The organism is uncultured Ferrovibrio sp. (assembly GCF_937960835.1).
Taxonomy (GTDB): Bacteria; Pseudomonadota; Alphaproteobacteria; order Ferrovibrionales; family Ferrovibrionaceae; genus Ferrovibrio.
The window spans coordinates 76571-96969 of record NZ_CALGPC010000016.1 but is presented as its reverse complement, the minus strand read 5'-3'; the positions used below and the strand labels follow the sequence as shown (position 1 = coordinate 96969).

Here is a 20399-nt window from a genome sequence, read left to right as displayed (position 1 = left end):
CGTCTTGATCTCCGCCGGCCTCCCGATTTGGGCCGTTACTGAATGAACTGGTTGGTGTAGAGGTCCTTGACCGGCGTCTTCTCGCGAACGATGCCTTCCTTGAGATAGAAGTCCTGCAGGGCGCTCAGCCGCTGCTCATCCATCTCGCCCAGCACCTTCTGACCCTGGTAGACATATTCGATGTACATCTTGAAGATTTCGGTCATGGCGGCTTCCTTGCCGGCATGCTCGGGCACCGCCTTGATGTAATCGGCGGCGCTGGCGGCCGGATCGTCCATGATCGCCTTCATGCCCTTGAGGGTGGCGCGGACGAGCTTGCGGATCAGCTCAGGATTCTTCTGGATCGTCTCATCCGAGGCGAGGATTGCCTGCGCCATGCTGCGGAAATGCGTATCCGACGGGATGATTTCCAGATTGATCTTGCTGGTGCTCATCACGTTGTAGGTCCAGTCGGGCGTGGAGGCCATGGCATCGGCCTCGCCCGCCGCGAACAGCTTCCAGACGTTGAGCGGACCGACCGCCTGCGCATTGACGTCATTCTTGGTCATGCCCTGCGTAGCTAGCATGCCGAGCAGAGCGAAGAAGGTGGTGTCCTGATAGGCCATCGTGGTGACGGTCTTGCCCTTCAGGTCCTTGATTGACTTGACCTTGTCCTTGTTGATTACCAGCTGCATCAGGGACCGGCCGCCGATGACGGCAACCGACTTCACCGGCACGCCGTTCGGACGCACCAGGATCGGCGTATCGCCGATTGCGCCGCCGATCACGGCATTGCCTGCGCCGACCTGCTTGGCGACATCGACGCCACCCTTGCCGATCTGGAAGGTGACGTTCAGCCCCTCATCTTTGAAATAGCCGCGCTGCTGCGCCACCATCCAGGGACCGAAGGCCGGCAGAACCTGAGGCGCCGGCAGCAGATACGTGACATCCTGGGCCTGAGCGGCCGGAACGGCTGCCGCCAATCCGATACAGGCCAGTCCTCCCAATACGATCTTACGCAATCTTGTCATGACGCCCCCTTTCCTTCTCGATTGTCTGCAATCAGGCCGCTGCCTGATCGATATGCAGAAGTTCCATCAACGCTGACACATACGGGCCAACTTTCGGGCTTTTCCGGCGCTCCATCGGATTGTCCCGATTGCCGATATCGACTTTGATTTCCTCGATGATGCGTCCCGGCCGCTGACTCATCACCAGCACGCGATCGGAAAGCGCGATCGCCTCGGCCAAATCGTGGGTGATGAACAAAGCCGTCTTGCCGGCCTCTGCCAGCGTGCGGCCGAGATCCTGCTGCAGAACCATCTTGGTCTGCGCGTCGAGTGCCGAGAACGGCTCATCCATCAGCAGCACGGCAGGGTCGACCGCCAGAGTGCGGGCCAGCGCCGCGCGCTGGCGCATGCCGCCGGAAAGCTGATGCGGGTAATGATGCACGAAATCCTGCAGGCGGCATTTTGCCAGCAGGTTCTCGGCGATGCGATGACGTTCCTGAGCCGGGCGGCCCTGGATCTCCAGGCCGAGTTCGACATTCTCGCGGATGGTGCGCCAGGGCAGCAGCAGGTCCTTCTGGAGCATGAAGGCGACATGCTCGTTGGGTCGGGTTACCAGCTCGCCATCGACAAAGACCTGACCCTCGCTGACGGGATCAAGCCCGGACCCCATGTTCAGCAGCGTGCTCTTGCCGCAGCCGGACGGGCCGATGATCGACACGACCTCGCCATCGCTGATCGTGAACGATACGTCCTGTACCGCGGTGATCGGCTCGCCATTGCGCTGCTGCGCCGGAAAGCGTTTCGTGACCTTGCGGAACTCAAGGCGAATCTTCGCCATCACCGTTTCTCCGTCAGAAAGCGACTATCGGCATTGGGGGCCCCGGTCTTCTGGCGCCGGGTGTTGCCGTCGAGGCCGCCGGCCACCGCCCATTCGGCGAAGACCGTCGGACCCGGTTCGAAATCGCGCGGCTGCCATTTCTCGGTCAGCTCGTCTTCATCGGCATAGTATTCGACCAGCGCCCCGGCCGGGTTTTTGAAGTACCAGAAATAGGCCGAAGAAATCGGATGCCGGCCAGGGCCAAGCTGGGTCTCCCAGCCGCAGCGCGAGATGTGCAGCCCGCCGCCAAAGACCTCATGGATGTCACGCACAGTAAAGGCAATGTGATTGAGGCCGCGGCGCGCCTCCGGCGTCTGCAGCAGGAAAAGATCGTGATGACCGCCGCGTTCGGCGCAGCGCATGAAATGCCCGCGGCCGGGATAGCGGTCGGACAGGCAGAAACCAAGCTTCTGGTAGAAGGCCGTGGTCGCCTCGAGCGCATTGGTGAAAAAGACGACATGGCCGACCTCGATCGGCTCGGCGCGCTCATAAACCGGACCGGGCACATCGATACGCTCGGTGCGCCCCCAGCTGTTGCTTGCGGCGCCAACGACATCCACCGGACGCTTGCGCGAGACGCGCAACCCCATCCCCATGCCATTGGGATCGATGGCAAAAAGGGTATTGTCCTGTTCGCTAAATCCCGGCGCTGCGGCCAGATGCGGACGATAAGCATCGAGATCGGCCGAACTTTCGACTCCCCAGATCACTTGGCGCAGCGTCGGCCCCTCTTCGAAGGCCGGCGGCAGGCTGGGATCGGTCGTCTTGCGTATCCAGACCTCGCATCCATTCAGGCTTTCGAAATCGAGGCCGTTTTCATCCTCCCGGACCAGCTTCAGCCCCCAATCGAGGAAGAACTTGCGGCAGGCCGCGAGATCGTCGACGCCGTAGGTGATGCGATCAATTCCCAAAACACTCATGGCGTCCCCCGTCACAAATCCAAAACCAGGCGGTCGCCCTTGCAGCGCGACACGCAGATCATCATCGACTTGTTGGCTTCCTGCTCGGCTTTGGTCAGCACGGAGTCCCGATGATCCGGCACCCCTTCCAGCACGCGGATCTCACAGGTGCCGCAGATGCCGTCCAGACAGGAGCTCTCAACGCTGACGCCCTGCTGCACCAATACGTCGAGGATGCTCTTGTCAGCAGGAACGACGTATTCCCGACCGGTACGGGCCAGAACCACCGTGAAAGTATTGCTCTCGGCGGCCGGATCCTGCGGCTTGGGCGAAAAATATTCGACATGGACGAGATCGGCCGGCAGATGCTCCGTGGCCTGCTCGAAAGCCGTCAGCATCGGCGTCGGACCGCAGCAATAGAAATGCGTGCCTGCAGGATACTTCCGGATGATGGCGGCGAGATCGAGCGGACGGCCGCCCTGTTCCTCATCGCAGTGAACATGCACAGGGCCCAGCGCCTGGACAGCGGTCAGAAAGGCCATCCGCCGCCGGTTTCGGGTGGCATAGTGCAACTCGAACTTCCGCCCCAGGGCATTGAGGCGGCGCATCATGCAGAATAACGGCGTGATGCCGATGCCGCCGGCGATGAACACCACCTGCTCGGCATCCTCGACCAGCGGAAAATGGTTGCGCGGGCCGTCGATCGTCAGCATCTGCCCGACGCGCAGCTGATTGTGGATATAGGACGATCCGCCACGGCTGGCCGCATCCAGGCCAACGCCGACCACATAGCGCTGACGGTCCGATGAATCACTCGACAGCGAGTAGCTGCGGACCAGTCCGTTCGGCAGATGAATATCTATATGTGCGCCCGCGGTAAATTCTGGCAGCGGCTCATTGTCCGGGCGGCGCAGCTCCACGCTGATGACGCCTTCAGCCTCCCATTCGATGCGCTGCACGCGCACCGTCAGGGATTTGGAGGAATGAGCCGCATCAGTCATTAATCAAGAACTCCAGGAAGCAGCCGGTCAGGCACGCAGATCAACACTCAAATTGGCGAAGGCATCGACCTCCACGAGAAGGTCCGGAAAGACCAGGCCACTGACCTCGACCAGGGTCGAACAGGGATAGATCGGCTTGAAGAAAGCCGCGCGGGCCGCGTTGACCTCGTCCTTGCGAGCGATGTCGGTGACGTAGACAACCAGCTTGTAGATGTTATGCACACCACCGCCAGCCGCCTCGACCAACTGCCGGATGCGATCGAAGATCGCCAGCGTTTGCTTCTCGACGCTGTCGCCGCCGATCGCCTTGCCGTCCGCACCGCGCGCGGTAATCCCCGACAGCACGATTTCGTCGCCGATGACCAGACCATTCGACCAGGTCGCATTCGGCGGCTCTGCAACGCCCGGCGCGACGATCCTGCGGACTAACTTCGACACGTAACGCTCCTATTCCGCGTGACCTGCAGCAGCCAGGCTCTGCAGTTGCGCTTCGGCCTTGTTGCGGAAGTAACGCCGCAGGCGCACAAGGCCCATATCATGCTGGTAGAGGATCTCGCGCTTGTTGGCGTCGGGTTCGAACTCCTCAAGCATCACGCGATCCTGCTCAAGCACCGCCCAGTGACGGGCCTCGAGCCGGTTCTTATAGAGGAACCGCCAGGTATCCCGCTGCCAGCCGCTCAGCCGGCGGCAGCGCCAATGGAATACTGCCGAAACGCCCGGCGTAATCGGCGTGTACATGCCGACGATATGGAAGTTACCGCCGGGGCCGCCGGTGGGCGGATACGGAATCTCCAGGCGCAGCCAATGGATTCCGGTGTCGCCAAACTCGGTCCAGTCAAAGTTCACGTTGCGCTGGCCGATCTTCTCGAAGACGAAGCCGGTATCGGTATCGCGGATCTGGAATTTCGCCTTGGTATCGCCGAACGACATGGAATGGGACTGCTTATGCAGGTAAGTCCCATGCATCGGGTCCATGACATTGTCATAGACATAGCGGTAATCGCCGCGCCATTCGGCATAGCAGAGGAATGAACTGAACTCTTCCGAGGTCAATTCCTCGGGTAGCTTCATTTCCACCGGATCGGGATGCTGCTCGTCGCCCACATAGGCGAAGATCACGTCGTTGGTTTCCTTGACCGGAAAAACCTTGACGCATTTCATGCCTTCCAGCTTACAGCCCGGGCTGCCCGGCACCGAAACGGCGACGCCATCCTTGCGCACCTGCACCCCGTGATAGCCGCAGGCCAGGCGGTCATCCATCACAATGCCCAGCGACAGCGGCGCACCGCGATGCGGGCAATGGTCCTCCAACGCATTCACCGTGCCGTCGCGCTCGCGCCACAGCACCATCTTGTAGCCGAGCCGGCGCAGGGAAACCGGCTTGTCCTTCACGAAGCTGGACGGGCAAATCGGATACCAGAGATTACGCAGACCCTTGGCGAGAAGATCTTCGACTGCGGCTTCAGAGATTCCGGTCATCGCTGTTCTCCTGAGCTGAATGCATCAAGCGCCAAGGCGTTTCATTTCCTGCCTGAACAGTTCAGGTGTCCAAGGCTGGCCGCCCGGAGCCGGAACGCAATTCTCGTTCAGCTTGGCAACGAGGCCTTCGAGGTCATGGATGCCAGCGGCGTAGCAGCGCTCGATGGCGTCGCCCAACAGATTCTCGTAGGCATCTGGCTCGTGATCCCGGGTCTGATGCGGATTGAGATAAAGCGATTGTGGCTGCATCACTTGCCCCCATTACGCACACGCTCTTTGATTTTTTCGCGGACCGGCAGGAAGTCGTAGGCCGGCATGCATTCAGTGCGGAACACGCCCCAGGCCGAGCGCTCCAGTTCCACGTTCACCGCTCCCAACTTGGAGGGCGGCAGCCGCAGGGTCACGATCTGCCCGAACCCCATAGCGACATACCAGGAAACGACCTCCACGCCCGCCGGCGGAAAGCGATCCCACCACTCGGCCTCTTTCAGCTTGGTCTGGATGGCATCGAGGTTGTTCGACTGATCATGCCGCAGGAACACGGTAAGGAGCATTGTCTCGGCGGTGTCGCTCATGGAGCCATCCCTAGTGCTTCAAAGAGACGTTTCAATAGAGAAACGTCATTTCTTATTTAAAACAGGCTAGAGTTTCGATACGCTTTTGTAAAGCGGATTCTCAGTCAGCGAGTGTTGCATGCATCCCCTTCCCCTTTATCTCGGCGGCGAATGGCGCATCGGCCGCGGCGCTCCCCTGGAAACACGAAACCCGCACGACAACAGCTTGCTGGCAGAGGTTTCGACGGCCGATACCGCGGATGTTGCTGAAGCGGTAAGCTGCGCTGAAAGGGCAATGGCGGATCCGGCATGGCGCAATCTGCTGCCTCATCAGCGGGCGCTGTATCTGCAGCGCATTGCCGCCTTGATCGAACGCGATGCCGAACGGCTGGCACAGCTGCAGCGCCAGGATAATGGCAAGCCCATTCACGAAACGCGGGCCCTGGTCGCCAGCGCAATCGGCACCTTCCGCTATTTCGCAGCCGCTTGCGAGACGCTGGGCGGCGAGATCACGCCGCCGCGTGGCGACTATCTGTCGATGAGTGTTTACGAGCCGCTTGGGCCGATAGCCGCCATCACGCCGTGGAATTCCCCCATCGCAAGCGAAGCGCAGAAAATCGCGCCCGCTCTGGCCGCTGGCAATGCGGTGATCGTCAAGCCCTCCGAGCTCACACCCTTGCTGGCACTGGAACTGGCCAAACTGGCCGATGAGGCCGGGTTGCCGAAAGGCCTGCTTAGCGTGCTGCCCGGCACCGGCGCGATCACCGGCGCGGCCCTGGTGGCGCATCCCGGAATCCGCAAGGTGACATTTACCGGCGGCACGGTCACCGGCCGCGCCATCGGCCGCGTCGCCGCCGACAAGCTGATGCCCGTTTCGCTCGAGCTGGGCGGCAAGTCACCGAATATCGTCTGCGCCGATGCCGATCTTGCCCAAGCCATAAACGGCGTGCTGTTCGGCATCTTCTCAAGCCAAGGGCAATCCTGCATCGCCGGTTCGCGCATCTTCGTTGCCCGCGCCATCTATGACCGCTTTGTCGCGGAACTGGTCCGCCGCACGGAAGCGCTGCGGATCGGCAATCCCGCCGATACGGCGACTCAGATTGGACCGCTTATTTCCCGCGACCACCGCGCCAAGGTGCAAGGATATGTAAAGCTGGCGCAGGAAGAAGGCGGGCGCATCCTGTGCGGCGGCGCGGTGCCGGACGATGCGGGCCTGGAGGCAGGAAACTACTTCCAGCCCGCCCTGATCGACGGCTTGACCAATAGCTGCCGCACCGCACGCGAGGAAATCTTCGGTCCGGTTGGCGTATTGCTCCCCTTTGACGACGAAGACGATCTCATCGCCCAGGCCAATGACAGCGTCTACGGGCTGGCCTGCGGTATCTGGACAGCCGATTACCGCCGCGCCTGGCGCATCGCCCGCGCGGTGGATGCCGGCACGGTCTGGATCAATACCTATAAGCTGTTCAGCATCGCCACACCCTTCGGCGGCAACAAGGAGAGCGGCATGGGACGCGAAAAGGCCCTGGATGGCTTGCGCGCCTATATGCGGCAAAAGAGCGTGTACTGGGACCTGAGCGGACGGCCGCTCCCCTGGGCGAATTGAGAGGCGGGAAATGGATTTCGGAATCAAAGGGCGCAAGGCCATTGTTTGTGCCGGCAGCAAGGGCCTGGGACGCGCCTGCGCGGAAGCACTGGCGGCCGAAGGCGTCGATATCGTGCTGAACGGCCGCGATGCGGAGACGCTGAAAGCGGCCGCCGATGCCATAGCGACGGCGTATCAGGTTACGGTCACGCCGGTGGCGGGTGACATCAGCACGGAAACCGGCCGTGCCGCGCTCCTTGCCGCCTGCCCTGCGCCCGATATCCTGATTAACAATGCCGGCGGACCGCCGCCAGGAAAGCTGCAAACCTGGTCGGATGCCGACTGGTCTCAGGCGCTGGCCAGCAATCTGCGCGCGCCAGCGGCGATGATTGCTGCCGTGGTGGACGGCATGGCCGAACGCGGCTTCGGCCGCATCGTCAACATCACCTCCAGCGTGGTGCGCCACCCGATCGACATGCAGGGCTTGAGCGCCGCGGCGCGCGCGGGCCTGCATGGCCTGGTCAGCACCTTGGTGCGCAGTCACGTCAGCCGCAACGTGACGCTCAACAACATCCTGCCCGGGCCTTTCGCCACTGACCGGCTGGTCAGCAACTTCGCGTTCCGGGCCAAGCAGCAAGGCATCAGTACCGAGCAAGCTCTGGCCGCCCGTCGCGCCGAGTTGCCGGCTGGCCGTTTCGGCGAGCCGAGCGAACTGGGCAAGCTCTGCGCGTTCCTGTGCAGCGCGCATGCCGGCTACATCTCAGGACAAAGCATCCTGATCGACGGCGGAGCGCATCCTCAGATCATCTAAGGAGACCGGCAAGGATCGCATTGAAGCGATCCGGCTTCTCCAGATACAGCGCATGTCCCGCCGCCGGAATCACATGCACGGGCGCTGACGGACGCAGGGCTGCGACCTCCAGATTCCGCGCCGGCGGCGTGATCACATCCGCATCGCCGTAGACGATCTGCAGCGGCATGGCAGGTGGCAGACGTTTTACGTCGGCCTTCACATCCCCCGTCGACAGCATGCGCGCCGCCTGGGCATAGCCATCCGGCCGAATGGCTCCCATTGTATCGACCACGCGCCGGATCATCTCCGGCGAGGCATCTGGACCAAGGAGCCGCGGTCCGCGCTTTTCGGCCATGCCACGCGGCCCCAAAGCCGCAACATCCTCCAGCCGCTGGCTCAGCAGCTTCTGCCGTTCGGCTTCCGGCAGCGAGGCATGACCGATGGCAATACTGGATAATGTGAGGCTGAGAACGCGATCCGGATGGATGGCGGCGAAGCGTGCCGCCATCAGGCAGCCAAGCGAATGTCCGACCAGATGACAGCGCTCCACATCCAGGCTGTCGAGAAAAGCCAGGAGCGCAGCCGCATAATCACCTGCATCCGGGTGCGCCATGCCCAGGGCGGCCGATTTGCCATATCCTGGCGCATCCCAGGCGATGACACGGCAACGATCGGACAATCCGTCGATCTGATCCCGGAAGGAGGCCGCGGCCGAGCCGATGCCGTGCAGCAGTACCAGCGCGGTGCCGCGCCCCGCCTCCAAATACGAGATGGTCATATCCCTTGGAACTTTTCCGTTTCCGGTTCCGGCGTGCCGACCACCATGGTGAATTGCACGTCTGTCGGACCGTCGTTCCGGAAATAATGCTTGCGTCCCGCCGGATTGAAGATGAGGTCGCGCGCGCCAAGGCGCTGTTCGACCACCTTGCCATTCTCCTCCCAGCCAACCGTCAGCACGCCGTCGAGGACGAAATACGTATCCTCGACATCGCGCGCATAGGCGCGAATGCCGGCGCCTCGCGGCAGGTGGATCATGTCCATGCGATAGCGCTGCGGCGGGGCTGCATCCTCGCCAATATAGACAAGGCGGGCAAAACCGGCCGGATCCCAGATCGGCTTGCGATCGCGATACCGCACCACGTGCTGGGCGAATTCCCGCTGACGCGGATCGCTGCTGTCGGGCCGGAAGGGATGCACCTTGGTGGCACCGAAGGCGCGGGCCAGCTCCAAGGGCTTGTCCTTCGGATGGCAGGTATAGACGGGCGGCTCGGGTTTGCCGCTGCCTACGGTAATCTGCATCAGCACCGGCTCGACGCCATCATTGCGGAAGCCATGCGGCCGGCCGGTCTTGTTGAGAACCATGTCCTTGGGACCAAGCTTGACCTCAATCGCCTCGTCGCCCCAGATCCAGCCGACAGTCAGCACGCCCTGCAGAATCAGGAAATGCTCGACCACCTCATGAGCATGGGCGGCAGCGAATTTGCCGGCCGGCTTATGCACCAGGCTGAAGGTGAAATTCTGCGCCTTCAACGTCGCCGGATCGTTGACCTTGGGCGAACCGCCGCCGCCGACATAGCGCATCTGTGCGCGCTCCAGATCAGGGAAGCCGCGATTGCTGGGGAAGGCATCCCAGTCGAAGGTTTTGTCGGTATGCCGGCCAATGAATCCGGCCATGACTTCAGCCAGATCGGCGGCAGCAGGAGAGACAGGATCGGCGGACATGGCAGCCTCTGAGTGATGTCTGAACAGACACGATCAAAGGCCAGTCCGGTTGCAACCTCAATAAAAAAGGACTTAACTTGCGGTTAAGTCCGGGACGCCATGCATGCTGCCGCCGAATTCCGTCACCACCCGCCATTTCGAGATCTTTCTGACCATGCTGCTGAGCCGCAACATGGCGGAAGCCGCCGACAAGCTCGGCATCTCGCTGGCGGCCGTCAGCAAAAGCCTGAAAACCCTGGAACGGGAGACCGGGCTGACCCTGTTCCGGCATGTCAACGGCCGGCTGACGCCGACCGCCGAAGCTGAGCGGCTGATGCCGTTTGCGCAACGCGCCGTCGATCACCTGGAAAGAGCGCGCGAGGTGGCGCTGGCCTTGCGCGGCGGCGATATCGGTCATCTGGTCATCGGTACCGCGGGGCCAGCCCTTGCGTCGCTGCTGCCTGCCGCCATCAAACGCTTTCATGCGCAATGGCCCGATATCCGCGTTGAGGTCCAGATCGACAGTACCCGCAACCTGCTCGACAAGGTGGCCAGCTATCATGTCGATCTGGGAGTCGGCACACCGCTAGTTCGTGAAATTGATGCCCGTGTCATGCAGCTCTGCACGGCGCAGGATCTATGCGAAACCTGGCTGGTTGCCGTCCTGCCGAAAGCACATCGGCTGGCCCGGAACACGACGATCCGGCCGCAGGACCTGGCACAGGAAACCCTGATCGGCCTGCCGGCCGACTCCGCCACCACCCATCTGATCGGTGCAATGTTCCAGCAGGCTGGCGTCGCCTATACGACCCCGATCGTCGCGGCCAACGCCATCGGCGTCTGCAGCCTGGTACAGCAGGGAATCGGGATCGGATTGATCAATCCGCTCGTTATTGCAGAAGGCATCTTTCCCGGACTCGTCGCCAGGCCTTTCCGGCCGCGCGTCCTGCTGCGAACCTGCATTTATTATTCCAAGCTGCATGCGCCCACGCCGCCTGCCGCCCGGTTCATCGAATGTCTTTTGCAGACCGCCGATAGCCTCGTTGCCAAGCTGAAGCCTTGAAAGGCGCGCGGCATCAACGGCCGGCCAGATCCTTTGGTTCGAGGAACAGGCCGAGGATATCCCGCTCGCCCTTGCCGTCCGCCACGGCTGCCTTGACGAGCGAGCGGAAATGATCGGCCAGAAAAAGATGCTGGCTCTGGAGATCGGGAGGCACCTCCAGACATTCCAGGTCCTTCAGTGCCCGAACCAGCGAAAATCCTTCACTGAAGTTGCTGGACAGTATCTTTGGCATCCGGTCGTTGATCAGCGGATGCGCCGGTGCGCCGTTCTGGAAGACATCCAGCAATAACGAGCGCTCGATCCCCAGCTCCTCGCCCAGACGAATAATCTGGGCGAAAATCAGGTTGTATCCGATATAAGCAATCTGATTGAGCGCCTTGATCTGGCTGGCCTGCCCAGTCGCGCCGGCATATCGCACCGTCCTGGCGATAATCTCCAAATAGGGCTGCACAGAGTCATAGGCTGTACGGTCTCCGCTGACGATGGCCACCATATCGCCGGTGATCGCACCACGCTCTCCGCCACTGAGCGGACTTTCCAGATAGACCGCCTTCCGCTCTGCGGCCCGCTCTGCCAGATGGCGTGCCATAGTGGGCGATACCGTGGTGAAATCCACAACCACGGTGCCAGGGGCAAGCGTAACTCTCCAGCCATCGAATAGCCGCGCGACATTGCTGGGCGCTGGCAGGCAGAGAAAGATATATTTATGTCCGGAAGGATCGGCCGACGGATCCGGCGCTATATCCGCGCCCATGGCGGAGATCTGGGCCACAACCGCCGGCGAGATGTCGAAGAAGCGGACCGTCACCCCGGCTTTCAGCAGCCGGGCGATGATCGGCCCGCCCATCTTTCCCGCCCCGATGAACAGGATCGGTTCTCGGGGCGGATGACCGTTCTGCACAGCTCTACTCGGCGGCTAACGCGCCATAATGCTCGTTGATCCGCCGCGCCTGCTCCTCGGCGATCTTTTTGAGCATACGCCGGATGCGGGAGACGCCGATATCGCATTGGATCATGGCTTCGCGGCCCGCCGCCTCGGCGGGAATCGCTTCAATGATCGCCCTGTCCTGCTCGATGACGTAGTCGTGCCGCGCCTCGAGCCTGTTCTTGTACAAAAAACGCCACAGGTCGCGGCGCCAGCCCTGCGATTTCTGGCACCGCATCACCCAGAGATAGGTGCGATGCTCGTCGATCGGAGTGAGATGGCTGACGATGGCGAAGAAGTTGCCGCCAGCAGCCTTCGGATAGGGAATCTGGGTGAAGACGAAAACATTGCTGCCCGGCTTGTAGACAACCTCGGTACGGTCGATGTTCACGCCGCGCTGGTTGTCGCGCTCAATGACGAAACCGTGCTCGGTTTCCGTCAGATTGATGACGCTCGTCTTGACGCCATAGGCCAGAGTGAAGGAATCGGCATGCAGATAGATGGCATGCATCGGATCGAGCCGGTTATCCAGCGGAAGCTGGTAATGGCAGTTCCATTCCTGCGCATAGATGAAGCCCGACCACTCGGGAGAGGTCAGCTCGTTCGGCAGTTCGAGTTCCGGCACATGATCATCGATGCCATCCGAGAAGTAGAGCCAGATCGCGCCGGCTGCTTCACGAACCGGATAACCTTCGATCAGCTTGCGCCCAACCAGAGGACAATTATGGACAGGCGGCACATCGGTGACGGTTCCCGTCCCGTCGACGGCCAGCCCGTGATAGCGGCAAGCCAGTTTTCCGTCGACCACCAAGCCGTGCGACAGCGGCGCGCCGCGATGCGGGCAGAAATCTTCAACCGCGTGCGCCTTGCCCTCCGCATCGCGCCACAACGCGATATGCCGTCCAAGCCGGGTAAGCCGGATAGGCGTGGCGCCCAGATCACTGCTTTTGCAGACCAGATACCATTGATTCAGGATGCCGGTCTTCAGGATCTGCTCGGCTGTGACCGGAAGATTGGGTTTTCTGATCATTGTTACGCACTCTCCGCTAGCCGATGCAGTTCTGCCTGCAGATTCTCAACAGTCCAGGCTCTGCCATCCGGCAGGGTGATGCCCTGAGCATTCAGGCCGGCAGATAGGGCCGCCAGATCGTCGGCACCATTCGCCAGAAGATGTTCAAGGGCATCGCCCAGGCGATCCTCGTATGTCTTGTCAGATGCGACCGCGTTGTCGTTCGCCATCCTTAGCGCTCCTCGGTTACGAACTGATTTGTAAACAAGGCTTCCACCGGGCTCTTTTCACGCACTACGCCTTCCGAGACATAGAAATCCTGCAGCTTGGCCATTCTTTCGGGATCAATCGCGCCCAGAACCTGCTGGCCGGGATACACATGGGTCGCGTAATACTCAAAGATGGTTTTGACGGTGGCTTCGCGGCCATTGTTTTCTGGAGTTGCCTTCACGAAATCGGCAGCGGCCTCCGCAGGATTCTTCATGATATCCTGCATGCCGCGCAGCGTGGCGCGGACAATCCGGCGGATGAGCTGCGGATTCGTCTTAATCAGGTCATCGGAGGCGACAATCGCCTGCGCCATGCTCTGGAAATAGGTATCGCCCGGAATTGCCCGGATCTTGCCCTTCGCCTCGGTGACGTAGCCGATATAGTCAGGAACCGCGGCCATTGCGTCGGCCTTGTTCGACAGGAAGAGCTGCCAGATGCCGCTCGGCCCCGCCGAATGGATGTCGAGATCGTTCTTGGTCAGGTTTGCACTGGCCAGCATGCCGAGCAGTGCATAGAACGTGGTGTCCTGATAGGACAGTACCGTAACCGTCTTGCCCTTCAGATCAGCCGGCCCCTTGATCGGGCTGTCTTCATGAAGGATGAGCTGGGTCACGCCGCGGCCGCCCAGCAGCGCCACGGCCTTAACCGCAATGCCGTTCGGCCGCACCAGGATCGGCGTATCACCCAGAGCACCGCCGATCTGCGCATTGCCCGCACCAACCTGCTTGGCGACATCGACGCCACCCTTGGCAGTCTGGAAGGTGACGGAGAGCCCCTCCTTCTCATAGTAGCCGCGGTATTGCGCAATCGTCCAAGGACCAAAGGCCGGGCGCGCCGCAGGCGCCGGCAAAAGATAGGTCACCTGGTCGGCCGCATGAGCCGAGACCGATAAGAGGCCTGTGAGCCCGAGTGCCGCGATCATCAAATGCCGGAATCTGCAAACCATTTAGTCCTCCACTCCCCGGGCCTTGCGTTCCATATATGGAACAATGTACCTTATATGGGACAAGGGTATGAGCGCATGCCAACCCTGTCAAGACGATTTCTCGATCAGCTCAGGAGGAAGCAGCATGACGATCATCCAAATCAGCAGCCCCGATGTTCCCGAGCCTTCGCATCGGCTGTTTTCGAATTGCCTGCGGGTCGGCGACAGCGTTTTCCTTTCCGGTCAGCATGCCGGCACGGACGATGGCGGACTGCTCGGCGATGGCAGCATGGCGAGCCAGACCCGCGAGACCTTCCGGAAAATCGAAGCGCTGCTGAACGCCGCAGGGAGCTGCATGGCGGACGTGGTCAAGCTGACGTTTTACGTCACCGATCTTTCCCTGCGGAAAGAAGCGAGCCTGGTCCGGCGCGAATTCTTCACCGATCCCATGCCATGCTCGACCCTGGTCGGCGTCTCTGGCCTCGCCGCCCCCAATTTGTTAGTGGAAATCGACGCGGTCGCCGTCCTTGGGGCATCGCGGCGCGAGGGGGAACGAAAATGAGTGGAGTACCGGGACTTGAGCGAGGAATCGCCATTTTGCGGCTCCTCAACAGGGATCGGCGCCGGATAACGGCGCCCGAAATCGTGGCTGAACTCAAGATTCCACGTTCGACGGTCCATCGCCTTTTGCAATGCCTTACGGAACTGGACCTGCTCCGCAAGGAGCCTGGCGATGCCTTCTCGGCCGGAGCGGGCGTACTCAGCCTTGGCTTTGAGTATCTGGCGTCGCTCGATATCGTCCAGCTGGCCAACCCGATCCTCGCCAGGCTGCGCGATGAGACCAATTGCAACACCCATCTTGCCGTTCTGGAGGGCTGCAACTCGATCTTTCTGCTGCGTCACCTCAGCGACATTCCCTTCTCGGCAACCATCAGCGTCGGTTCCTCGATTCCGGTATATGCAACGGTGACCGGCCGCATGATGCTGGTCGACCATTCGGAGGCCGAGATCAGAAGAATGTTCAAGGGCGTTTCGTTCCGCGCCTTCGGTGACAACACGCCGACCTCGGTCGATCAGTTGCTGAAGCTGCTGGAGACCGATCGCGCCAATGGCTATGCCCTGGGTGAAGGCGTCTTCGGCAATGTGCTCGCAATCGCGACCGCAGTTCGAGGTCACGACAATAAAATTGTCGGCGCGATCAGTGCCATCGCCGCGCGCGGGACACTCACCCGGAAGGAACTCCTGACATCCGTGAAGGCAAAGCTGCTGGCAGCCGCCAGGGAAATTTCCCAGTCCATGGGAGCCAGCGCACCGGACATGTCCGGCCGGGGACGGCGCATGGCCGCCGCCGATTAACTCAGCCTGAGAGCAAAAAACTGTTCCTGCCAGGCGCATTGGCCGCGCGAAGCCAAAACTGCAACGATGGCTATTTGAGCGGCAGCATGACGTATTTGCGATAAGCCTCGCGCGAGGCAAGCCGCTCATGCCAAGCCTGGAGATGCGGCAGGACCGGGCGCTCGATCGGCAGGTTGAGCCAGCGATAGACGAAAATCCCGAGAGAGAACTCCGCCATCGTCATCGACTCGCCGCAAAGATAGGGCCGGCTGGCGAGATGGCGATCGAGAATGCGCCAATAGATTTCGTTCTGCTTGCGGCCATTCTCGATGGCGGCATGGTCGCGCTGTTCGGGGGGCGTGCGGAGAAGCCCGAAGAACATGGGCGAAAGGCCGGGCAGGATATGGCAAAGCTGCCAATCCATCCAGCGCTCGGCGTCGGCCCGCTGTTCCGGATCAGCCGGATAGAAGGTGCCGTAAGAGAATTTCGAGCAGAGGTACCGCAGGATCGTATTCGATTCCCACAAGGTGAAGATCTTGCCGTCCACCTCGATCTGGATGGTCGGAATCCGGCCATTGGGGTTCAATGCCAGATAATCGGGATCGTCCAGACCGCCATACTCGCCCCCCAGATCGATCCGCTCGTATTCGATGCCGATTTCATTGCAGCACCAGAGCAGCTTCATCACGTTGGCGGACGTCGCGCGGCCCCAGATCTTCAGCATAATCGTCCTCCCAAAAAGGAAGCGGCGCAGTCTGTGCTGCGCCGCTGTTTTTCGTTACTTGACCAGGCTGTCTTCCGAAAGCCCGTATTTCTTGAAGATGCGCAGCAGAGTGCCGGTATCCTGCAGCTCATCGATGAAGTAGTTGACCCAATCACGGAAGAAGTAGTCGCCCGCCTTCATGGCAAAGCTGACCTTGCTGTAGCCGACCGGCGGACCCGGCAGGCGCACCAGGCTGGGCTGTTCCTCGCCGACCTTGATGAAGGAGTCGACCGGGCTCGCCCAGGCGTCGGCGCGACCAGTCAGAAGCTGGGTGATGCTGTCCGGAGCCGCCTTCACGCGCAGGATCTGCGAATTCGTCATGGCGCGGGTCACGAACATGTCGGCATTCGAACCCAGCGTGACCGAGATGCGGGCCGTCTGCACGTCCATATCCGACCAGGTCTTGTACTTGGCCAGATCGTCACGCCGGATCATCAGGCCGACCGCGCTCTGATAGACCGGGCGCGAATAGGTGACCGACAGCGCCCGCGGCAAGGTGATGGCCAGGGACGGGATGGTGATGTCGAACTTGTTCGACTGGATGCCGGCAATCAGGGTAGCCCAGTTGTCCTCGATCAGTTCGAGCTTGACGTTCAGGCTCTTGGCCAGTTCCTCGACGATCTCATGCGAAACACCCGTCAGCTGATTGGTCTTGGGGTCGCGATAGAAATGCGGATAGATCACCGCCCAGCCAACGCGCAGGGTGCCACGCTTCTGAATGGCGTCCAATGTCGGGCTGGGCTGCTGGGCATTAGCCGCATTGGCGAAGATGGCAACTGTCAACGCCATCACAGCGAGTGAACAGGAACGCAGGATACGGGTTAAACTCATCGCACTGACCTCCTCAGCAGGTTTCTCTTCGAGTTTAATGACTGTTTATTTCACCGAGATGCGCCATGGTCCGGCGCAAGAACGTACGGGTTCTCTCATGCTCGGGTTCGGCAAAAATCTTTTCAGGTGGGCCCTGCTCCAGGATTTGGCCATTCCCCAGAAAACACACACGATCTGCCACATCGCGTGCGAAATGCATTTCGTGGGTAACGATGACCATCGTCATCCCGTCATCGGCCAGTTGACGCATGGTTTCGAGGACCTCGCCGACCAGTTCTGGATCAAGAGCCGAAGTCGGCTCGTCGAACAGCATCAGCTTGGGCTCCATGGCCAGGGCCCGCGCGATTGCAACGCGCTGTTGCTGTCCGCCTGACAGCTTCGACGGATAGACATTGAGCTTCTCTGCCAGGCCGACCTTTTCGAGCTGCCGCTCGGCCAGGGCGCGCGCTTCAGCCTTCGGCAGCTTGCGGACCAGCAGCGGCCCCAGCATCACATTGCCAAGAACCGTAAGGTGCGGGAACAGGTTGAAGCGCTGGAACACCATGCCGATATGAGCGCGCCGCTGATCCAGAATGCTGTCGGCCAGGGGGCGGAAGCTTCCATCCGGCTGATGCAGCCCCATCGGTTCGCCTTCGATGAAGATACGCCCGCGCTCAGGCACCTCCAGCAGGTTGATGCAGCGCAAAAGGGTCGTCTTGCCCGATCCGCTGGCGCCGATCATGACGACAACCTCGCCGGTCGCCACTTCCAGATCAACGTTGTTGAGGACCTGCAGCTTGCCGAAGCTCTTGTGCAGCGCCTCAACTTTCACCATGGATGACATCGTCAAGCCCTCAATCCGCAACGGCGAGCCGCTTTTCGAGCCGGCTTGCCAGATATGAAAGCGCAGAACAAATCGCCAGATATTCGAGCGCCAGGAAGGTGAAAATCTCGAGCGGCCGGAAAGTGGTCGTCGCCAGAACCTGCGCATTATAGGTGAGATCGGCGACGCCAAGGATCGATACGAGCGAAGAATACTTCAGCAGCGTCACGGCCTGATTCACCAGCGGTGCCAGCATCCGCCGCAGGGCCTGCGGCAGGATGATGCGTGTCATGGTCTGCCAGCTCGACAGGCCAAGCGTTCGCGCAGCTTCGCTTTGCCCCCGATCGATGCCGGCAATGCCGCCGCGCACGATCTCGCCGATATAGGCTCCCGATTGCAGTGAGAGCGCGATGATGCACGAAATTGTGGTCTGGAGTTCCAGACCGGTCAGAATGGGCAGGCAGTAATAGACCCAGATCAGCTGCACCAGCGCCGGCGTATTGCGCAGCACCTCGATGTAAAGCCACGCGATCCGCGACAGATAAGGACGCTTCGACAGGCGCAGAACGCCGACGATGATGCCGATGATCAGCCCGATGCCAAGGGCCGAAAGCGTCACCAGAACCGTTATGCCGATACCGGAGACCAGATAATGCCAGTTCGCCCAGACGGCATTGAAGTTAAAGACGTAGTTCATGCGTCGGCCCTTCCCCTGGCCGCTACTCCACTTTAGCTGTTGGCCAGGCTTCGCTTGAAGAATGGGATCGCGATATCGAGAAACTTCTCCGGATACTCCAGCGCCACGCTATGAGCGCATTGGCCGAGAATGACGACGTCCGATTGCGGGATCGACTTACTCAGATGCAGCGACGTGTCCTCTGCGGCGAAGGAGCGATCGTTGGCGCCATGCATGAACACTACGGGACATTTGATGGCTTGCAGTTCAGCTTCCGTCACCGCGCTTGCGCCGATGAATGCTTCCTGCTGACCGTCGTACATCTTGGTGAAGTATTCGCGATAGCCTGGCGCGTTCAGCACCTGCATGCGGCGTTCGATCTCGGCGTCGTCGATCAGCGACTTGTCGAAAACCGTGTTCTGGACCTGGGCAAGCAGCTGTTCTTTCGATTCGGGAAAAACCCAGCCGCGGCCGGCGGTGCGGCGCGCGGTCGCCACGCCCATGGTGCCGGTCGTGACCACGGCTGCCACTTCAGGATGAGCGGCAGCCGCCTTGAGCACCAGGGCGCCGGAGAGGGAATGACCGATCAGTCCGATCCGCGGGCTGTCGACCATCTTGATCAGATGCGACAGCTGGCGCCCCCACATGGCCATGTCGAAATACGGCTCGGTGGTTTTGCGGCCCGATTGACCGTAGCCGATCAGATCGGCCGCCAGAACGTGGAAATGCAGCGCGAGCGGCTCAAGCACCTTGCGGAAATTCGACAGCGTGGATGCTCCGGTTCCGGAGCCATGCATCAGAATCAGCGGAGCGCCGGTGCCGCCCTCCCAGTAATGGATATGGGTGCCTTCGAATTTCGTATCGTTCTCGCGAAGCTTTACCATGGGATCTGTTCGGTGCGGGAATCGTATGGGGCCCAATAGATGAATGGCGGCTGGCCGGATCGGTCCGACCAGCCGCCGGTTTCGTCAGCCTGCCTTGGCTATCCGCTGGCGGGCATGCTGCGTGATCGCCGCCAGTATCTTGGTAACATCCGCCTGGACGCGAGCGAATTCCGGCTTCTTCTTGAAGGTCTTCACGTCCATGAAGAGCTTCTTGTTGATCTCGACCATGATGCTGTCGATGCCGTCCTGGGGCCTGCCGAAGCGGGTGTTCAGCTCGCCGCCGCTATACGGGTCGTTGATCGTGCAGGAATAGCCGAGCGACTGGATCGTCTTCTGGACGAATTCAATGAATTCGCGCGACGAGGTCGTGCCATTCACATCGCCGAGACAGAAATCCGGGCGCTCCTTGCCAGGATCCGGGTGGGTGGGAGCGCCGACGGCCGACATGCAGTGGCAGCTCAGATGGTAGACAAAGCCGAAGGCGGATTTCATCCGGTCGATGTTCTGCTTCAGCTCGGCGTAATAGGGGCGGTGATACTTCTTGATCCGCTCCATCACCTCTTCGACCGTCAGCTTGCGCTCATGCACCGGCTCGCCGTAGCGCGACTTCGACTTCAGCAGGCCCAGGCCACGCTTGGACACCGTCGGCTGGAGGGGAACCGGCCATTCGCCGTCGATCAGATCGGCATCGATATCCAGCTCGTTGCGATTGGCGTCGATCCAGAAGCTCGGAAAGGACGCATACAACATGGTGGCGCCGTAGTCCGGAGCGGCCTCCCACAGATCGTCGACATACATCGAGACGTTGTCGTGCAGGACGGTGAAAGGAACCATCGACCGGAACTCGGCGGGATATTCCCGCCCGCTGCGCGATACATCGACCATAACCGGTACCGGCGGCACTGTCGGATCAAAGCGATGGTATACGCCACGAAGCACGTTACTCATTTACGCCCCCTTGAGGATTCGGTGTTTACTAGGGGCATGGTGACCATAATCTTCGAAAATGTCAAACTTATTCGAATATAGATCGATTTT

25 protein-coding genes are annotated in these 20399 nt (G+C 60.9%); 5 read left to right on the top strand and 20 right to left on the bottom strand.

Translation table 11 applies throughout. The annotated features are described in order from the left end of the window. Positions 1-35: 35 nt before the first annotated feature. From Q0603_RS16365 to Q0603_RS16330, 8 genes are read right to left on the bottom strand one after another with little or no spacing between them, the layout of a single operon-like run. The gene (locus Q0603_RS16365; RefSeq protein ID WP_298727647.1) at positions 36-1010 is read right to left on the bottom strand and encodes an ABC transporter substrate-binding protein; all 975 of its coding nucleotides are present in this window, start codon (positions 1008-1010) and stop codon (positions 36-38) included. A gap of 31 nt (positions 1011-1041) precedes the next feature. After that, positions 1042-1827 carry an ABC transporter ATP-binding protein gene (locus Q0603_RS16360; RefSeq protein ID WP_298727644.1) on the bottom strand — a complete coding sequence of 262 codons (786 nt, stop codon included), beginning with the start codon at positions 1825-1827 and terminating at the stop codon, positions 1042-1044. Continuing rightward, the gene (locus tag Q0603_RS16355) at positions 1827-2786 is read right to left on the bottom strand and encodes a VOC family protein (RefSeq protein ID WP_298727642.1); all 960 of its coding nucleotides are present in this window, start codon (positions 2784-2786) and stop codon (positions 1827-1829) included. Before Q0603_RS16355 ends, Q0603_RS16360 begins: the two co-directional genes overlap by 1 nt. Before the next feature lie 11 nt (positions 2787-2797). Continuing rightward, complete coding sequence (locus Q0603_RS16350; protein ID WP_298727640.1) at positions 2798-3766, bottom strand: PDR/VanB family oxidoreductase; 969 nt, start codon at positions 3764-3766, stop codon at positions 2798-2800. A 27-nt stretch (positions 3767-3793) separates the two neighbouring features. Further along, positions 3794-4204 (bottom strand): RidA family protein, encoded by a 411-nt coding sequence (locus tag Q0603_RS16345; protein ID WP_298727638.1) that lies wholly within the window; start codon positions 4202-4204, stop codon positions 3794-3796. A 9-nt stretch (positions 4205-4213) separates the two neighbouring features. Next, the gene (locus tag Q0603_RS16340) at positions 4214-5245 is read right to left on the bottom strand and encodes an aromatic ring-hydroxylating dioxygenase subunit alpha (RefSeq protein WP_298727636.1); all 1032 of its coding nucleotides are present in this window, start codon (positions 5243-5245) and stop codon (positions 4214-4216) included. Positions 5246-5269: 24 nt separating this feature from the next. After that, on the bottom strand, positions 5270-5494 hold the full coding sequence (locus Q0603_RS16335; protein WP_298727634.1) for a recombinase-like helix-turn-helix domain-containing protein: 225 nt from the start codon (positions 5492-5494) through the stop codon (positions 5270-5272). After that, on the bottom strand, positions 5494-5820 hold the full coding sequence (locus Q0603_RS16330; protein WP_298727631.1) for a hypothetical protein: 327 nt from the start codon (positions 5818-5820) through the stop codon (positions 5494-5496). The genes Q0603_RS16335 and Q0603_RS16330 overlap by 1 nt, the downstream gene beginning before the upstream one ends. A gap of 118 nt (positions 5821-5938) precedes the next feature. On the opposite strand from Q0603_RS16330, the gene Q0603_RS16325 reads away from it, so the two are divergent. Continuing rightward, the gene (locus Q0603_RS16325; protein ID WP_298727629.1) at positions 5939-7405 is read left to right on the top strand and encodes an aldehyde dehydrogenase; all 1467 of its coding nucleotides are present in this window, start codon (positions 5939-5941) and stop codon (positions 7403-7405) included. 10 nt (positions 7406-7415) lie between these two features. Continuing rightward, complete coding sequence (locus tag Q0603_RS16320; RefSeq protein WP_298727628.1) at positions 7416-8195, top strand: SDR family oxidoreductase; 780 nt, start codon at positions 7416-7418, stop codon at positions 8193-8195. Here the strand turns inward: Q0603_RS16320 and Q0603_RS16315 are convergent. Then, positions 8188-8955 carry an alpha/beta fold hydrolase gene (locus Q0603_RS16315; RefSeq protein WP_298727627.1) on the bottom strand — a complete coding sequence of 256 codons (768 nt, stop codon included), beginning with the start codon at positions 8953-8955 and terminating at the stop codon, positions 8188-8190. The genes Q0603_RS16320 and Q0603_RS16315 overlap by 8 nt on opposite strands. Then, positions 8952-9899: a cupin domain-containing protein gene (locus Q0603_RS16310; RefSeq protein ID WP_298727624.1), complete on the bottom strand. Its 948-nt coding sequence runs from the start codon at positions 9897-9899 to the stop codon at positions 8952-8954. The genes Q0603_RS16315 and Q0603_RS16310 overlap by 4 nt, the downstream gene beginning before the upstream one ends. A 103-nt stretch (positions 9900-10002) precedes the next feature. Here Q0603_RS16310 and Q0603_RS16305 point away from each other — a divergent pair, with 103 nt between their 5' ends. Continuing rightward, entirely contained in the window at positions 10003-10941 is a 939-nt protein-coding gene (locus tag Q0603_RS16305; protein ID WP_298727622.1) for a LysR substrate-binding domain-containing protein, read from the top strand. Positions 10942-10954: 13 nt separating this feature from the next. Here Q0603_RS16305 and Q0603_RS16300 read toward each other — a convergent pair whose 3' ends face one another. Genes Q0603_RS16300 through Q0603_RS16285 form a run of 4 tightly spaced genes read right to left on the bottom strand, consistent with a single transcriptional unit; the run spans position 10955 to position 14091 of the window. Next, on the bottom strand, positions 10955-11842 hold the full coding sequence (locus Q0603_RS16300; RefSeq protein WP_298727620.1) for an NAD(P)-dependent oxidoreductase: 888 nt from the start codon (positions 11840-11842) through the stop codon (positions 10955-10957). Between the two features lie 4 nt (positions 11843-11846). After that, the gene (locus Q0603_RS16295; protein ID WP_298727618.1) at positions 11847-12896 is read right to left on the bottom strand and encodes an aromatic ring-hydroxylating dioxygenase subunit alpha; all 1050 of its coding nucleotides are present in this window, start codon (positions 12894-12896) and stop codon (positions 11847-11849) included. Between the two features lie 2 nt (positions 12897-12898). After that, positions 12899-13105: a recombinase-like helix-turn-helix domain-containing protein gene (locus tag Q0603_RS16290; protein ID WP_298727616.1), complete on the bottom strand. Its 207-nt coding sequence runs from the start codon at positions 13103-13105 to the stop codon at positions 12899-12901. Positions 13106-13107: 2 nt separating this feature from the next. Further along, a complete protein-coding gene (locus tag Q0603_RS16285; RefSeq protein WP_298727615.1) occupies positions 13108-14091 on the bottom strand; it encodes an ABC transporter substrate-binding protein in 984 nt (327 codons plus the stop codon). Positions 14092-14215: 124 nt separating this feature from the next. Between Q0603_RS16285 and Q0603_RS16280 the strand changes: the two genes are divergently transcribed. Both Q0603_RS16280 and Q0603_RS16275 read left to right on the top strand, forming a co-directional pair. Continuing rightward, positions 14216-14632, top strand: coding sequence for a RidA family protein (locus Q0603_RS16280; protein ID WP_298727612.1), 417 nt, complete (start codon positions 14216-14218; stop codon positions 14630-14632). Beyond that, positions 14524-15426: an IclR family transcriptional regulator gene (locus Q0603_RS16275; RefSeq protein ID WP_366132906.1), complete on the top strand. Its 903-nt coding sequence runs from the start codon at positions 14524-14526 to the stop codon at positions 15424-15426. The genes Q0603_RS16280 and Q0603_RS16275 overlap by 109 nt, the downstream gene beginning before the upstream one ends. 70 nt (positions 15427-15496) lie before the next feature. Here the strand turns inward: Q0603_RS16275 and Q0603_RS16270 are convergent, their stop codons facing one another. From Q0603_RS16270 to Q0603_RS16245, 6 genes are all read right to left on the bottom strand, one after another. Continuing rightward, on the bottom strand, positions 15497-16129 hold the full coding sequence (locus tag Q0603_RS16270) for a glutathione S-transferase (protein WP_298727608.1): 633 nt from the start codon (positions 16127-16129) through the stop codon (positions 15497-15499). 54 nt (positions 16130-16183) lie between these two features. Then, positions 16184-16999 (bottom strand): ABC transporter substrate-binding protein, encoded by an 816-nt coding sequence (locus tag Q0603_RS16265; RefSeq protein ID WP_298727606.1) that lies wholly within the window; start codon positions 16997-16999, stop codon positions 16184-16186. Between the two features lie 34 nt (positions 17000-17033). After that, positions 17034-17822 (bottom strand): amino acid ABC transporter ATP-binding protein, encoded by a 789-nt coding sequence (locus Q0603_RS16260; protein ID WP_298727731.1) that lies wholly within the window; start codon positions 17820-17822, stop codon positions 17034-17036. 10 nt (positions 17823-17832) lie between these two features. Then, positions 17833-18498: an amino acid ABC transporter permease gene (locus Q0603_RS16255; protein WP_298727604.1), complete on the bottom strand. Its 666-nt coding sequence runs from the start codon at positions 18496-18498 to the stop codon at positions 17833-17835. A 32-nt stretch (positions 18499-18530) separates the two neighbouring features. Further along, on the bottom strand, positions 18531-19361 hold the full coding sequence (locus Q0603_RS16250; RefSeq protein ID WP_298727602.1) for an alpha/beta hydrolase: 831 nt from the start codon (positions 19359-19361) through the stop codon (positions 18531-18533). A gap of 84 nt (positions 19362-19445) precedes the next feature. After that, on the bottom strand, positions 19446-20309 hold the full coding sequence (locus tag Q0603_RS16245; protein WP_298727600.1) for an N-formylglutamate amidohydrolase: 864 nt from the start codon (positions 20307-20309) through the stop codon (positions 19446-19448). Between the last annotated feature and the right edge of the window lie 90 nt (positions 20310-20399).

What these genes read in the sequence shown, in the direction of transcription:
- Q0603_RS16335 (WP_298727634.1), bottom strand. Translation starts at nt 5,494, where the DNA reads ATGCAGCCACAATCGCTTTATCTCAATCCGCATCAGACCCGGGATCAC.
- Q0603_RS16295 (WP_298727618.1), bottom strand. Translation starts at nt 12,896, where the DNA reads ATGATCAGAAAACCCAATCTTCCGGTCACAGCCGAGCAGATCCTGAAG.
- Q0603_RS16305 (WP_298727622.1), top strand. Translation starts at nt 10,003, where the DNA reads ATGCTGCCGCCGAATTCCGTCACCACCCGCCATTTCGAGATCTTTCTG.
- Q0603_RS16290 (WP_298727616.1), bottom strand. Translation starts at nt 13,105, where the DNA reads ATGGCGAACGACAACGCGGTCGCATCTGACAAGACATACGAGGATCGC.
- Q0603_RS16280 (WP_298727612.1), top strand. Translation starts at nt 14,216, where the DNA reads ATGACGATCATCCAAATCAGCAGCCCCGATGTTCCCGAGCCTTCGCAT.
- Q0603_RS16365 (WP_298727647.1), bottom strand. Translation starts at nt 1,010, where the DNA reads ATGACAAGATTGCGTAAGATCGTATTGGGAGGACTGGCCTGTATCGGA.
- Q0603_RS16310 (WP_298727624.1), bottom strand. Translation starts at nt 9,899, where the DNA reads ATGTCCGCCGATCCTGTCTCTCCTGCTGCCGCCGATCTGGCTGAAGTC.
- Q0603_RS16330 (WP_298727631.1), bottom strand. Translation starts at nt 5,820, where the DNA reads ATGAGCGACACCGCCGAGACAATGCTCCTTACCGTGTTCCTGCGGCAT.
- Q0603_RS16270 (WP_298727608.1), bottom strand. Translation starts at nt 16,129, where the DNA reads ATGCTGAAGATCTGGGGCCGCGCGACGTCCGCCAACGTGATGAAGCTG.
- Q0603_RS16360 (WP_298727644.1), bottom strand. Translation starts at nt 1,827, where the DNA reads ATGGCGAAGATTCGCCTTGAGTTCCGCAAGGTCACGAAACGCTTTCCG.
- Q0603_RS16315 (WP_298727627.1), bottom strand. Translation starts at nt 8,955, where the DNA reads ATGACCATCTCGTATTTGGAGGCGGGGCGCGGCACCGCGCTGGTACTG.
- Q0603_RS16320 (WP_298727628.1), top strand. Translation starts at nt 7,416, where the DNA reads ATGGATTTCGGAATCAAAGGGCGCAAGGCCATTGTTTGTGCCGGCAGC.
- Q0603_RS16255 (WP_298727604.1), bottom strand. Translation starts at nt 18,498, where the DNA reads ATGAACTACGTCTTTAACTTCAATGCCGTCTGGGCGAACTGGCATTAT.
- Q0603_RS16350 (WP_298727640.1), bottom strand. Translation starts at nt 3,766, where the DNA reads ATGACTGATGCGGCTCATTCCTCCAAATCCCTGACGGTGCGCGTGCAG.
- Q0603_RS16245 (WP_298727600.1), bottom strand. Translation starts at nt 20,309, where the DNA reads ATGAGTAACGTGCTTCGTGGCGTATACCATCGCTTTGATCCGACAGTG.
- Q0603_RS16265 (WP_298727606.1), bottom strand. Translation starts at nt 16,999, where the DNA reads ATGAGTTTAACCCGTATCCTGCGTTCCTGTTCACTCGCTGTGATGGCG.
- Q0603_RS16355 (WP_298727642.1), bottom strand. Translation starts at nt 2,786, where the DNA reads ATGAGTGTTTTGGGAATTGATCGCATCACCTACGGCGTCGACGATCTC.
- Q0603_RS16340 (WP_298727636.1), bottom strand. Translation starts at nt 5,245, where the DNA reads ATGACCGGAATCTCTGAAGCCGCAGTCGAAGATCTTCTCGCCAAGGGT.
- Q0603_RS16325 (WP_298727629.1), top strand. Translation starts at nt 5,939, where the DNA reads ATGCATCCCCTTCCCCTTTATCTCGGCGGCGAATGGCGCATCGGCCGC.
- Q0603_RS16285 (WP_298727615.1), bottom strand. Translation starts at nt 14,091, where the DNA reads ATGGTTTGCAGATTCCGGCATTTGATGATCGCGGCACTCGGGCTCACA.
- Q0603_RS16260 (WP_298727731.1), bottom strand. Translation starts at nt 17,822, where the DNA reads ATGTCATCCATGGTGAAAGTTGAGGCGCTGCACAAGAGCTTCGGCAAG.
- Q0603_RS16250 (WP_298727602.1), bottom strand. Translation starts at nt 19,361, where the DNA reads ATGGTAAAGCTTCGCGAGAACGATACGAAATTCGAAGGCACCCATATC.
- Q0603_RS16275 (WP_366132906.1), top strand. Translation starts at nt 14,524, where the DNA reads ATGCTCGACCCTGGTCGGCGTCTCTGGCCTCGCCGCCCCCAATTTGTT.